This window comes from Hymenobacter sp. AT01-02 (assembly GCF_000961955.2).
Taxonomy (GTDB): Bacteria; Bacteroidota; Bacteroidia; order Cytophagales; family Hymenobacteraceae; genus Hymenobacter; species Hymenobacter mucosus.
In genome coordinates this window covers 178,972-192,895 of sequence record NZ_JZIR02000003.1, presented here as the reverse complement: position 1 = coordinate 192,895, position 13,924 = coordinate 178,972, and the positions used below count along the sequence as shown (strand labels likewise).

General features: G+C 57.6%; 11 protein-coding genes. 7 read left to right on the top strand and 4 right to left on the bottom strand.

The features are described from left to right. Positions 1-24: 24 nt before the first annotated feature. Positions 25-780 (bottom strand): PIG-L deacetylase family protein, encoded by a 756-nt coding sequence (locus tag VI25_RS01795; RefSeq protein WP_045690191.1) that lies wholly within the window; start codon positions 778-780, stop codon positions 25-27. Further along, positions 773-1,981, bottom strand: coding sequence for an acyl-CoA dehydrogenase family protein (locus VI25_RS01790; RefSeq protein ID WP_082455356.1), 1,209 nt, complete (start codon positions 1,979-1,981; stop codon positions 773-775). Before VI25_RS01790 ends, VI25_RS01795 begins: the two co-directional genes overlap by 8 nt. 230 nt (positions 1,982-2,211) lie before the next feature. Here VI25_RS01790 and purH point away from each other — a divergent pair, with 230 nt between their 5' ends. The 7 genes from purH to VI25_RS01755 all read left to right on the top strand — a co-directional run bounded on the left by purH (position 2,212) and on the right by VI25_RS01755 (position 11,594). Beyond that, on the top strand, positions 2,212-3,750 hold the full coding sequence (gene purH, locus VI25_RS01785) for a bifunctional phosphoribosylaminoimidazolecarboxamide formyltransferase/IMP cyclohydrolase (RefSeq protein WP_055562206.1): 1,539 nt from the start codon (positions 2,212-2,214) through the stop codon (positions 3,748-3,750). 337 nt (positions 3,751-4,087) lie between these two features. Continuing rightward, the gene (locus VI25_RS01780) at positions 4,088-5,113 is read left to right on the top strand and encodes a rod shape-determining protein (RefSeq protein ID WP_045689771.1); all 1,026 of its coding nucleotides are present in this window, start codon (positions 4,088-4,090) and stop codon (positions 5,111-5,113) included. A gap of 123 nt (positions 5,114-5,236) precedes the next feature. After that, positions 5,237-6,157 (top strand): rod shape-determining protein MreC, encoded by a 921-nt coding sequence (gene mreC / locus VI25_RS01775; protein WP_045689772.1) that lies wholly within the window; start codon positions 5,237-5,239, stop codon positions 6,155-6,157. 2 nt (positions 6,158-6,159) lie between these two features. Beyond that, positions 6,160-6,693, top strand: a complete 534-nt coding sequence (locus VI25_RS01770) for a hypothetical protein (protein ID WP_045689773.1) — start codon at positions 6,160-6,162, stop codon at positions 6,691-6,693. 239 nt (positions 6,694-6,932) lie between these two features. Continuing rightward, entirely contained in the window at positions 6,933-8,771 is a 1,839-nt protein-coding gene (mrdA, locus tag VI25_RS01765) for a penicillin-binding protein 2 (protein ID WP_045689774.1), read from the top strand. A gap of 52 nt (positions 8,772-8,823) precedes the next feature. After that, a complete protein-coding gene (gene rodA / locus VI25_RS01760) occupies positions 8,824-10,122 on the top strand; it encodes a rod shape-determining protein RodA (RefSeq protein WP_045689775.1) in 1,299 nt (432 codons plus the stop codon). Between the two features lie 68 nt (positions 10,123-10,190). After that, the gene (locus VI25_RS01755) at positions 10,191-11,594 is read left to right on the top strand and encodes a hypothetical protein (protein ID WP_152981449.1); all 1,404 of its coding nucleotides are present in this window, start codon (positions 10,191-10,193) and stop codon (positions 11,592-11,594) included. On the opposite strand, the gene VI25_RS01750 is transcribed toward VI25_RS01755, so the two are convergent. Next, positions 11,519-12,595, bottom strand: coding sequence for a hypothetical protein (locus tag VI25_RS01750; protein ID WP_152981448.1), 1,077 nt, complete (start codon positions 12,593-12,595; stop codon positions 11,519-11,521). The genes VI25_RS01755 and VI25_RS01750 overlap by 76 nt on opposite strands. Positions 12,596-12,711: 116 nt before the next feature. Continuing rightward, entirely contained in the window at positions 12,712-13,917 is a 1,206-nt protein-coding gene (locus VI25_RS01745) for a hypothetical protein (RefSeq protein ID WP_045689778.1), read from the bottom strand. Positions 13,918-13,924 lie beyond the last annotated feature (7 nt).

Here is a 13,924-nt window from a genome sequence, read left to right as displayed (position 1 = left end):
GAAGAGCAATACATGTCAGGCGGGCTAGCCGCCAGAAGCTTCCAGGAATACTTCTGTAGGCTGAGAAAAATGCGCTAGCATACTAGGCGCCAGCGTGAAGCCGGCGGGGTCGTCGTCGATGGGGCTTCCAGGTAATTGGGAGCGGTGGCAAGCAATGGCGCGTTGTTTTTGACGTAGCACTGGGCTGATGTCGAGCTGCCAGCCTTGCACCTCGCCCGGTTGAGGTAAGTCGGTGGGGGAGGCACGCTCCCAGGCCCATACTACGTATTCCACCATACGTGGGGGATGCGTTAGGTGAGCTAGCGCCGCTAGTGCCAGCGCACTAGTAGCCCGGTGGTCGGGATGCGGGTCGCGGCGCCAGGGCACCAGCACGCTATCAGGCTGGTACTGCTGTAAAATGGCAACCAGCTTTTCCACGGCCGCAACTCCAGTTGCCTCCTTAGGTGTTGGCACGGCTCCGTCGGGAAGTTCTAGCGTCTGCAGATCAGCAGTGGGTACCGCTAGCTCACGCAGGGCCGCACGTAGCTCCTCCTCGCGCAGGTGCTGGCGAGCGGAGGCTGAAAACTTCTGCGAGTTGGGGTGGGACATGGTGCCGTCGCTTACCAAAACGCACCACACAGGCAGGTTCGCTTGCCGCAATAGGGCGAGCAGCCCCCCGCAGCCCAAGGATTCATCATCGGGGTGAGGAATGAGCACCAAGGTGCTACCCAACGCAGTGGCAGCCTCAGGTGGGTGAGTAGGGTAGGTGGTGAGTTCAGGTGGGGAAGGCAGGTTAGTCATGCCACAGGCAGTAAGCGGGAGCGGAATGTTGCAGCACAAAGCGGCCTGCATCGGCTTGGGCAGCATCGGGCGCGGGCTGGCGCAGGTAATGAGTTAGGTCGCGGTGGAGGCGTTCAAAAGGTTCGGGCTTCAAGAGGCCGCGCGCTCCTACGCATTGCTCAGCCAAGGGCAGTATGCGCTGGCAGATTTCGGCAATGGCGGTGCGTACCATGTTGGCGTGAGCGACGGTAGCTTCGGCGGTAGGGGCCGAGAGTTGAGCTACGTAATCGGCTGCCGCCCGCAGCCATTGCCCTCCGCTTTCGGTCAGCAAAGCCATTTCGCCCAGCCGTTGGCGTTGGTAAGGGTCGTCGGTGCGGTGCAAGGCGCATAAGAAGCGGCGGGTCTCATCAAAAACAGCCTCGGCGCCACCCAACTGCACAGCGGCAAACCGAATAGCTCCGCCGCTAAACCACGGCTGGCGGTAATAGTCGCCGGGCTGGCCAAGCAGTTCCGCTGAACCTATTTCCAGACCCGTAAAATCGACGCGGAAGCTAGCCGTAGCCTGCATACCCAGAGGGCGCCAAAAGCTTCCATCTAGGGTTGGGCGCTTCTCATCGGCAGGTAGAATGAGCATCTGCCAGCTGCCATCTGGCAGGGCCCCCGTCAGGAGCGGGCGCGTGACATGGCCTGCGCCGGAGGCAAACGTTTTGCTGCCGCGCAAGCGGTAGCGGCCGTTGGGCAGAGGCTCAAGGTGTACTCCATCTTGTGCTTCCGTATTCCAAACCCCGAACAAGTGGCCCGCTCGGGCATCGGCCGCCCATTGGCTTATTTGTTCAGGCCGCCCAAAGCGCTGTAACAGCTGCAAGGCGTTTACGTGTCCTTCGTAAACCCGCCCTACTGCCAAGTTGCCCCGGCCTATGTGGCGCAAGGTGCTAAGCAGCGTGCGCGTATGTGTGGGGGCGCCTAGTCCTACGCCGCCCAAGCTAACCGGCAACGGAGCCACCAGCAAACCCGCTGACCGTAGCCAGGCAAACTCTGCGGTGGGGAAGCCGCCCGGCTGATCGGAATGAGGGGCTTGGGCGAAAAGACGAGGGGCCAGTGCAGCCGCGGCTGTTTCGGCCGCCCCTACTGAGGATAGTAGCCCGCTGGGAAGTGCCGCTTGCTGATCATCGGCCGCAGGTGGGCCAGTAGATTCGACAACCGATGTAAGTAACTCTGACATAATATCGAGTAGAAAAACGATGGGTAGGCTACCCAGCGGAGAACCCGCTACGTAGCGCCAGAGCAGTTACCGATAAAGAATAGTACCGCGTAGCAATAGCTCCTCCGTAGCACAACGTAGCTCAGCGCTAGAGGTTGGCGTAACAATTCCGTAACATACCGAATTGGGGTGCCGCCGGGGGGGTGCCTACCTTCGCGGCGCGTTTCACATTTCACCTAAGCCCGTTTGCCATGCAGCCGCAGCCTATTCGTTCCGCTCTCATTTCCGTGTATTACAAGGACCGTTTGGAGCCCCTCGTAGCGCTGTTGAAGCAGCACGGAGTTACTATTTACTCCACCGGTGGCACTCAGCAGTTCATTGAGGAGCAAGGAGCCGAAGTAACAGCCGTAGAGAGCCTGACCGGCTTTCCTGCCGTATTCGGTGGCCGCGTAAAAACTTTGCACCCGAAGGTGTTCGGTGGAATCCTGCACCGCCGCCACGAAGCCGGCGACTTGCAGGAAGCCGAACAGCACCAGATTCCCCCCATCGACTTGGTAGTAGTAGACCTGTACCCTTTCGAGGAAACAGTGGCCTCAGGAGCGGCTGAGCAAGACGTTATCGAGAAAATTGACATTGGCGGCATTTCCCTGTTGCGCGCTGCCGCCAAGAACTTCCGCGACGTGCTGGTAGTAAGCAGCCGCGACCAGTACGCCGCCGTGACGGAGCTGCTGACCACGAAAAACGGCGCTACTGACCTGGAGGACCGGCGCCACTACGCCGCTGCTGCTTTCGAAGCTACCTCTCACTACGATACCCAGATTTTCCAGTACATGGCCCAGGGTACGGAGTTGAGCGGCGCGGCCCTCAAGCTCAGCGAGAAGCCCGCCACGCCACTGCGCTACGGTGAAAACCCCCACCAAGCCGGCACATTCTACGGTGATCTGACTGCCCTCTTCGACCAGTTGCACGGCAAGCAGTTGAGCTACAACAACCTAGTGGACGTAGACGCCGCCGTGTTGCTCATGCAAGAGTTTGCTACCAATGGCCCCGCGGCCTGCGCTATTCTCAAGCATACCAACGCTTGTGGGGTAGCACAAGCGGCCACGCTTCAGGAGGCTTACCTCAACGCCCTGGCCTGCGACCCTGTATCAGCATTCGGTGGGGTTATTATTGTTAATCAAGAAGTAGATGCGGCAACGGCCGAGGAGTTGAACAAGCTATTCTTTGAAGTGCTGATTGCTCCCTCCTTTGCTGCCGATGCATTACCTATTCTGCAGAGCAAGAAAAACCGCATCCTACTTCGTCAGAAGCCGGTAACGTTCCCCGCCAAGCAAGTGAAAACGCTGCTCAACGGGGTAATCGAGCAGGACTTTGACCGCGTAATTGAAGGGGCCGCCGAATTCCGCACCGTTACCCAGTCAGCCCCGACGGAAGAGGAAGTGGCCGCCCTGGAATTTGCGCTTAAAATCTGCAAGCACACCAAAAGCAATACCATTGTGCTGGCTCGCGCCGGGCAGCTGCTAGCCTCTGGTGTAGGTCAAACCTCGCGGGTAGATGCTTTGCGCCAAGCTATTGAGAAGGCCCGCAGCTTCGGTTTCGACTTGCAGGGTGCGGTAATGGCTTCCGACGCGTTCTTCCCCTTCCCCGACTGCGTAGAAATTGCTGGCGAGGCCGGAATCCGGGCCGTAGTGCAGCCCGGCGGCTCTATTAAGGACGCCGACAGCATTGCCGCCTGCGACCAGCGCAACATGGCGATGGTACTCACGGGGGTACGCCACTTCAAGCACTAACCCATTGTAGGTAAGAGCAAAGCACCGAACCTATTCTCGGCTGAAGGACCTGAACAACAAAGCCCCGCTACTTCTAAGAAGTAGCGGGGCTTTGTTGTTCGCGAAAGAGTACAAATGCGCGCTAAAAGAATTGTTGCGGTTGAGTTGCAATGAAGCGCGTACATTCGCGTTAGAGTAGCTTGATCTAATTTTGGATTGTATTGTAGGAAGCAGCAACGCCTGGTCATTCCGCCGCACATATGAATGCGGACGTGCCGGGCTTCGCTGAAACTTGCTTACTTTTGCCCCACTTTTGACGGGTGCAATCGGCCCGTTCTCATTCACTTGCCGCTACGCAATGGGTTTCTTTAATTTTCTGACCAGCGACATTGCCATCGACCTGGGCACGGCTAACACCCTCATCATCCACAACGATAAGATTGTGGTGGATGAGCCGAGCATCATTGCGAAAGATCGTACCACCAATAAAGTAATTGCCGTGGGTCGGCAGGCGCAGCAAATGCACGAAAAGACCCACGATAACATTAAGACCATTCGTCCTCTGAAAGACGGCGTTATTGCTGATTTCCACGCCGCAGAGGAGATGATCAAGGGAATGATTAAGATGATTGACACGCGGACGCGACTATTTCAGCCCTCGCACCGCATGGTCATCTGCATTCCCTCGGGCATCACGGAAGTAGAGAAGCGCGCCGTGCGCGACTCCGCTGAGCACGCCGGTGCCAAAGAGGTTTGGATGATTCAGGAGCCTATGGCGGCGGCCATTGGTATTGGCATCGATGTGGAGCAACCTGTGGGTTCCATGATTATTGACATCGGCGGTGGCACCACCGAAATTGCGGTAATCGCCCTGTCGGGTATTGTTTGCGACCAGTCGATTAAGACGGCGGGCGACGTGTTCAACCAAGACATTCTGGATTACATGCGCCGCCAGCACAACCTCCTGATTGGAGAGCGAAGCGCCGAACGCATTAAGATAGAGGTAGGCGCCGCCCTCACTGAGCTGGAAGTGCCCCCTGCCGACTTTGAGGTTCGCGGCCGCGACCTGATGACCGGTATTCCGAAAGTTATTAAGGTGACCTCATCTGAAATTGCTATTGCTCTAGACAAGTCAGTAGCCAAAATTGAGGAAGCCGTTCTGAAGGCGCTGGAGATTTCGCCACCCGAGCTATCGGCCGATATCTACGAGAATGGTATTCATCTGACCGGCGGCGGCGCGTTACTGCGTGGGCTCGACAAGCGGCTGGCTGTTAAAACCAAGCTGCCCATTCACATTGCCGAGGACCCGTTGCGCGCCGTAGTGCGCGGCACCGGTGCCGCCATCAAAAATATCCAAGGCTTCCGCGGCGTACTGCTGACCTAAGCTTCTCTAGTACCAGGACGTAAGAAGTGAGAAGCAAGACGTTGGAGAACGGCCCGTACGGGGCTGCTCCGCAACTCTTCCTTCTCACTTCTTCCTTCTCATCCTTCTGCCACCTGACCATTCGTGAGAAACCTCTTTGCCTTTCTGTTTCGCTACCGGGGTATCCTCGTGTTTGCGCTGCTGGAGGTATTGAGCTTATACCTACTGGTCAAAAACAGCTCCTACCAACGGGCGGCCTTCTTTAACTCGGCCAACACCTACGTCGGACAGGTGCTGGATTTCCGCACGCGCATCACTGATTACTTCCGGCTGGTGGAGCTAAACCACGAGTTGGTAAAGGAAAACGCCATGTTGCGCCAGCAGTTTTACCAGCCCGACCTGAGCCGCCGCGAAGCCGATTCCTTGCCCGTGAGCCGCGACAGCCTCACCCAAGCCCGCTTGGCCCGTTTGGGCCGCCCCGATTCCTTGCTGCTGGGGCTGCGCCAGCTGCCCGCCCGCGACCCAGACTACCCTCTTATTCCGGCTCGGGTAGTAAGCGCCCCCTTGCGCAAGGTGGACAACTTCATCACCCTGAACGTGGGAAGTATTGATGGGGTAAAGCCCCAAATGGGGGTTGTATCGGCGGCGGGAGTAGTAGGGCGGATACTGGTGGTAAGTGAGCATTATGCCACGGCTACCTCGGTGCTGCATTCGGGTACCAAGATTTCGGCTCAGATTGTTCGGGACGGAACGGTGGGCACCATCCGCTGGCAAAACGATGATCCTACCCACGTTCTGCTCGACGATGTGCCCCGCCAAAACAAGCTGGTGCGGGGCGACACAGTAGTTACATCCGGGTACAACGCGGTGTATCCGTCCGGGGTGCTCATCGGTACCATCGACTCCTTCACGCGGGAGAGCGACAAGAACTTCTGGACGGTGCAGGTACGGCTAGCCGTGGACTTCTCCCGCCTGTCGTACGTGTACGTGGTCAATAGCCGGGTAAAAGCTGAGCGCGACTCACTGGAAATACGCGCTGGCGTTAAACCCGATACCGACGAATAGCCATGAGCACACTAGGTTCTCTGCTGCTGCAAGTGTTGCGCTTCGTGTTTTACGTGGCCTTCTACGTGCTGCTCGTTAGTGGACCCGACTTCGTGCTGTTCAACCTGGGGTGGTGCTATTTCTACCTGGGGTTTCTGCTGTTCCTACCCATCGGGACGCCCATTGTGGTGCAGCTGCTGCTGGGGTTTGGCTTAGGCTTCACCATGGACGTGTTCTTTGATACGGGGGGCGTGCACGCCGCCGCCGCGGTGCTGCTCGCCTATGCGCGCCCGTGGGTGCTACGCCTGCTTACCCCACGCGATGGATACGACGCGCAAGATTCAGTAAACATCCATCAAATGGGAGGGCAGTGGGTTATTGTGTATCTGCTGCTGCTTACATCTTTGCACCACACCGCTTTCTTTCTACTCGAGCTAGGCAGCTTTCACGTATTTGGCCTTACTCTGGTCAAGATTATTGTTAGTACGCTGTATACCAGTTTAGTGCTGCTGATTATTCAGCTGGTGTTCTTTCCTACGCGGCGCCGGAATCGGTAGAGGAAATCTTACACTTGTGGATGGTAGGGTGGGAGAGGAGGCAGCATGCGGTATATACTGGCGGAACAAGTAGGCCTCAGTTGGTTGTTCTTGGCCGCAAGCTCAGGCGTGGGCAGGAGCGAAGCTAGGAGGCGCTGCCGTTGTCACGCTCAGCCGTTTACTGTTTCCCGGTCTGCTGCTAGTATCTTTGCTGTTCTGGCCTGCGTGCCATAAGTGCCTACTCTTCAGATTACACCACCTTGCAATACCTCGAAGGCCGTAAATACGTCGTCCAAGCCATCTTCTTGGCAGTGGCGCTGGTGTTTGCCGCGCGCCTTTTCTACATCCAAGTCATGGATGGCAGCTACAAGCTAGCCGCCGACCGCAACACGCTGCAGCGAATTGTGCAGGTGCCCTACCGCGGACTCATTTACGACCGGAAGGGTCAGATCCTGGTGCAGAATACTCCGGTGTACGACCTGATGGTGACGCCCCGGGAAGTGAAGAAGCTAGATACCCTTCGGTTTTGTGAGTTGATTCAGTTATCCCTGGAAGACTTGCGCGCGGGCCTCAAGGCAGCTAAAGCGTTCAGCCGGGTCAAGGCTTCGCCGTTGGTATCTAACCTCAGCACGCCGGAGCTAGCCGCTATTCAAGACAACCTGATTGACTTTCCGGGCTTTAGTGTGAAGGCTCACATGGCGCGCTCCTACAACACCAAAAACCTTGCGCACGCCCTGGGCTACGTGGGCGCCATCACGCCGGCTTTTCTGGAGAAGCCTAAGTTCTCCAAGTACAACCCTGGCGACTTCCTCGGCATCACGGGTCTTGAGTCGTATTACGAGAAGGAATTGATGGGCCGTCGGGGGGTGCAGTATCGCATGGTGAACGTGCGGGGCATCGAGAAAGGCGCGTTCCGGGGCGGAGAGTTTGACACGCTATCCGTGGCCGGCCAAGACCTCCATCTGAGCATCGACTCCGACTTGCAGGCCTACGCCGAAATGCTCATGCAAGGCAAGCGGGGCTCAGTAGTAGCCTTAGACCCCAAAACGGGCGAAATTCTGGCCTTTGTGTCGGCGCCGATGTTTGAGCCCGCCACCCTGTCGGGCAAGGGCATGGGCAACCGCTACATGGACCTGCTCAATAACACCGAGCGGCCCCTGTTTAACCGCCCCCTAATGGCGACCTATCCGCCCGGCTCTACCTTTAAGCTGGTAAATGAGCTAGTAGCCTTGCAAATGGGGGTTGTAACGCCACAAACCGGCTTCCCCTGCAACTGGAAGCTGGTGCGCTGCACCCACCGCCACGAGTACCCCAGCAATGTGGGTATTGCCATTAAGAACAGCTGCAACCCGTACTTCTACCAGGTAATGCGGACTGCCGTCATGCGGGGGCGCTCGGCCAACCGCTTCGAGGATGCTCGCCTGGGCCTGGGTGAGTGGCGGCGGCAGGTAATGAAGTTTGGCTTGGGCGAAAAGCTAGGAGTAGACTTGTCACAGGAAAAGAAAGGCCTAATTCCCTCACCGGACTTTTACGATAAGCGCAACGGCTACCACCGCTGGAATTTCCGCACGGTATACTCGCTCAGTATCGGGCAGGGTGAAATCGGTATTACGGGCTTGCAAATGGCCAACATCATGGCCACCATTGCTAACCGCGGCTGGTACTATACTCCTCACTTTGTGAAGGGTATTGGTGCGGGTGGGCCACTGCCTCAGTACCGGGTACGGCATACCGTGGGTGTTGACCCCATACACTTCGATGAAATCATTCCCGGTATGCAGGGGGTAGTAGATGGTAGGGGGGGCACTGGCGGCAACGCTAGCCTGCTGGACGTAGGAATTTCGGTGGCGGGTAAAACCGGTACTGTGCAAAACCCCCACGGCGACGACCACGCCACCTTTGCGGCCTTCGCTCCCGCCGAAGACCCCAAGATTGCCGTGGTGGTTTTCATCGAAAACGCTGGTTTTGGGGGCAGCTCGGCTGCTCCGCTAGCCTCGCTGCTCATGGAGAAGTACATCCGTGGCAGCGTGGCACCCTGGCGCAAGCGCTGGGAAACCTGGCTGCAAGGCCCCGGCGAAAAGTTTGTCCGGCATCACTAATATTCTTGACTGTTGTGCTGGGCATGGCGCAGCATAACCTACTTCCTACACGTTGAACACGCAACCTGCACGGTATTCACGCAGCATCGACTGGGTTACAGTCCTCATCTTCGCCGTGATGGTAGGGCTGGGGTGGGTGAGTGTGTACGCAGCCAGTTACTCTCCCGACGCTCCCGCCGACCCCTTTAGCCACCTGAGTTTTCAGGAGCTAATGGCGTTCAACTGGTTTAAGCAGATTCTCTGGATTGGGACGGCCATTGTGCTCATCGTCGTTCTGGTCGTCATCGATTCCAAGGCTTACGACACCTTTGCCTTCGTGCTGTACGGAATCATGATTCTGCTGCTCATCGTTACGCCCTTCATTGCACGGCCCATTGCCGGGTCACGTTCTTGGCTAGAGCTAGGCCCAGTGCGTCTGCAGCCCGCTGAGTTTGCCAAGTTTATTACGGCGCTGGCCGTATCGCGCTACATGGCGGGCATCAACCTGCGGCAGCAAAACTTCCGCGACCAACTGGTGCTAGCTGGTTTGACGTTGCTGCCACCATTGCTCATTATAGCGGCCAACGAAACGGGGCAGGCGCTCGTGTTTGGCGCCTTTTTGCTGGCCTACTTTCGGGAAGGAATGTCCCCGCTAATTCTGCTGATTTTGGCGGCGGCCGGGGCCATCCTAATTCTCGCACTGCTGGTACCTAAGCTGTGGCTCATGGGGGCTTTTACGGTGATGCTGGGACTGATTTTCGCTTTTAACCCTCGCCTGATGCGTCATCACTTACCCATGTCGCTCAGCATATGGGCCGTAGTTATCGGCATGGTGTTCGGCGTGGACTTCTTTTTCAACAATGTACTGCAAGACCACCAGCGTAAGCGGATTGAAGTGCTGATTAACCCTTCCGCCGACCCGCTGGGAGTGGGCTGGAACGTAACCCAGTCCAAAATTGCCATTGGCTCGGGCGGATTAGCGGGCAAGGGGTTTCTGCAAGGCACCCAAACCAAGTTCGACTTCGTGCCCGAGCAAAGTACCGACTTTATCTTCTGCACCGTAGGCGAGGAGTGGGGCTGGATTGGTACAATGGTGGTGGTTATTCTGTTTATGAGCCTGCTGGCTAGAGTACTCTACGTGGCGGAGCGGCAGAAATCAGTATTCGGGCGCACCTATGGGTACTGCGTAGCCAGCATCATCTTCTTTCACTTCTGTGTGAACATCGGCATGACCATTGGGCTGGCCCCAGTTGTAGGCATTCCGCTCCCCTTCTTCAGTTACGGGGGGTCTTCGCTGTGGTCCTTCACCACGTTGTTATTTATTCTGCTGGCCATCGATGCCTACCGCAAACAGGATCTGGAGCGTTACTAATGCGTTGGTAGCGACACTAGCAGCAGGGCGCATTCAGTAATTGCGCATAATTCTGCGTTCTTGCGGTCATGAAGTATTCGGCGGCTGACGTTGCCTGTTCTCCTCTTTCTTCGGCTCGGGTTCCGGTATGGATGTGGGGTATCCTGTTGCTACTACACGGCCTGTTTTTCGGCTGGCAACTGGGGCATCAATCTTACGGCTTTCCCGATTCAGGCCGCTACCTCATGGCGGCTCACAACCTGCGCACAGCGGGAGTGCTATACGCTGAGCCACTAACCGGGCTGCCCCTATCCGCGCAAGAATACAGTATTCGTCCTCCGGGCTATCCGGTGTTGCTGATCTTGCTGGGCGCCACTACTACAGCAATACCAGTGGCCGTGCTTCTGCTGCAGAATCTGCTGAGCTTACTAAACGTAGGGCTGGCCTTGCAGTGGATTGCTCGGCGCCGGCCTACTCTCCGCCAGTGGCAGTGGGGCGTGCTGCTAGGGCTAGCCATAGTACCAGGGCAGTTTATTTACGCTAACGCACTCATGAGCGAAATACTGCTGCAAAGCTGCATAGTAGGCCTTTGGTTAAGCTTGACCGCCTTTTTTGCGAACCCCCAACGCCACTGGGTCTGGGTATTAGGGGCCATATTGGCGGCACTTGCCCTACTCATCAAGCCCGTATTCTTTCCATTTGCCGGCCTGTTCTTGGCCCTAGGTGGATGGGTGGGCTGGAAGCAACGGCGGCTTCGGCTGTTCCTGATTGGGTGTATTCCGGTGGTAGTAGCCCTGGGCTGGCAGGCACGTAATGCAAAGCAAACGGGGTACTTCCACTTCTCCAGTATTGCCGAAATCAACTTGCTGCGTTACAACGTACGCGCCGTTTTACAAAAGACAGAAGGCTACGAAGCAGCTGAACAGTTTGTAGCTACTACGGTGGCTGCCGCAGAAAGCCAACCTACGTTTGCCGCGCAACAGCACTACATCCGGAAGCAGAGTCAAGCAGTGCTACTACGGCATCCTGTGGCGTATGCAGCCCTGCATGGTCAGGGTATGCTCAATCTGCTGCTCGACCCCGGTCGATTTGACTTGGTGCACTTCTTTGGGCTACCGGAGCGAAATACGGCCGGCCTGCTCGGGCAATTTGCGCAGCATGGGTACGCGGCCATGGTTGCCTACGTACAAAGGCTGCCCCTGGGGCTGCTAGCTATTTTGCTGTTGGTAATAGCCACCAATGTAGTGCGGCTGCTGCTGCTGCTACGGTTTGCTGCCTGCCCCTTACCGTGGGCTTGGCGTTTGCCACTGCTAGGGTTGGTTTTGTACGTGGCACTACTCACGGGCCCGTTGGGGGCGGCGCGTTTTGCTGTGCCCATATTGCCCCTGCTACTAGCCGCGGCTGGCCTAAGTTTACCTCAAAGGCGTACCGGAGCGCCAGGCTCCTCTTCTGAAGGAGCATTGCCTGGGCTTAGCCAGGCAAACAAAGGGTGATGCGTAAGAATAAGAGCAAACGCCACGGCAAAGGCGGGCGCTAGCAAGTAGCCCATTCTGGCCAGGTCACCGGATAGTAGCATGTGGACGGCAACTACCCCCGCGAGGGTGACTACCGGCCAGCCCAAAGGGCGTACCCATCGTTGCCGATCCGCGGCCTTACCTTGCAGACCTGCTAACAGGGCCAAGCTAAAGAAGCCGAAGATGCTGAATATCTCGCCGGAGCCTTTCACGGAAAACAAGCGCCGGAGCGAGTACGCCAAGTTATCCATATGACTGATGGCATTGTGCACACTTTCTGCCGGGGTAGCTCCAACGCGAGCGTCAATCCAGCTGCGTACTCCCCAAGCCAGGGCGGCACTTACTACCATCCATCCCAGCTGTGCCCGCCACCCCACTGCCCGCTGCCCCCAGAACAGCAGCCACGGCGCCAAAAACACAAACGATTCCTTGGCGTGTGGGCCTAGTAAGATGCAAGCCACCAATGCTGCGGCTGAACCACTCCGAGCAGCATAGAACCCGAGAGCAAACACGAATAAGTACAGGCTATCTACTAATGGTAACCCTGCGGTATACACGGCCCAGCGGCTAGTCAGTACGGCTACCACGCCTAACGCCGCTGCGGCTGGAGTGGCACCATACAAGCAGCTAGTTTGGTATAGCACCAGCCCCACCCCCGCCAATAGCAGGCAGTTGACAAGGTAAAAGCCCAAGCGTAAAGGCCACTCGCTGGCCGCACGCTGGGGCCATAGGCGGGCGTATACCTGCTCTAGCGGCCACGCTACGGTGGCGGCGGCCAGCGGCACCAGCACCCGGTAGCGACGCGTAATACTCACACCCGCAAACTCACCGCGGGCAATTTTTAAGTAACTCCGGGTGTCAAGGGAGTGCGAGAAGTCGTAGTGAACGTACATCGTGTACGCCGGACCGGCTACCAGGCCAAGGGCCAGCAAGTACACCAGCAGCCAGCGCCGCACCCTCGGCCGACTTATCCTCCACATATGCTCATGCTAACAAGCCAACTTGGTGTACTGTACACGAGCCGTATAGAGTACGCCATGCTGAGCACGCGACCATGTCGGCCGGCATAGGCAGTGGGCGGAGCATAGTAGGGAAACTAGGCAAACTTCCGGTCGATGAGCTTGAGCAGTTTCTGTACGTGCTCATCCTTACGGGCCCAGTTGTAGCGGCTAGCTAACTCCTCGGTTACATAGCGCTTTGCTATATCGGCGTTGGGTAGCGTATCGAGGTGCTGAATCATGGCGTGGTATTCCATGTTTTCTCCATTGAACAGCTCGTTAATAAAGCTGAAGCGTTGGTTAATCGAAATAGCTTCCCGCAACGATTCCACTTTCGGAGCTTTGCTTGCCAGGGTAGCCGCGGCGGGGCGTTCCGTTCGCAACGTTTCGCTGAGGGAAGGCGCCCCCGACTGCTCAGCCTTCAGCTTCTCATACAGCGGCACGCCTGCTGGTGCCGTTTCGGCTAGCGCCCGTCGGCTATCAGGCGTAGGCGCGGCAGGCGCTGGTATTGCTGTCGGGGGTGGGGTAGGAGCCGGAGCAGGCTGGGCAACTGGGGTTGGTGGCGCTGCGGCAGGCGTGGGTATGGCAGGCGCCTCCACTGGCTTAGGGGCCGGGGGCTCGGTAGCCGGTGCAGGGCTGGGCGGGGTAGTAGCAGCCGGCGCTGGTTGGGGGGCTTCCTCGTACAGATCGGTTTCTGCCAGGGGAAGCAGCACGCTTAGCTGTTGCACTACCTCCGTAGTTGGTTGCACCTGGTCAGCGTGGGCTTCTAGGTACAACCGAAAGCGGCTAAGTAGGTAGTCGTGGTCCTGGGCTTGGCCAGCGGGCAGCGAGCTAAGGAAACCTTCAAACAGATCCTTATTAGCATCAAGGTAGCGCAGGCTTTCCAGCAGCTTTTCCGGGGTAGCACTCGTTTGATCACCCACCAACTTGCGGGCAAATGTTTCAGAAGGGTCGCAGGCGCCGTGCAGGGTGTCGCAGATAGCTTGAGCAAGCAGCGGCTCGAACACGGGGCGGCTGAGCTTGATGCGGCGCGACAGCACGTTCATGAACTGCGTTAGCGCCTGGCGCACTTCCGTATCCTCGAAATCAAAGTAAGGGCTACGCAAATTACCCATTTCGCCCATCCACTGCACAAGCAGCTGCTGCACTACAAACAGATTTACTTGCCGTACGGGGGTAAAGCGGAGCACCGCGGGGCCGTCGAGGGTAGCCGTAGGGCGGGCGCCAAAGTGCTGGTCGCAGAGTAGGGCAGCCAGGAGGCGGCCGTATTGTTCACGCTTGGCGTGGCTATATTTGGTCTTCATTGAAAGC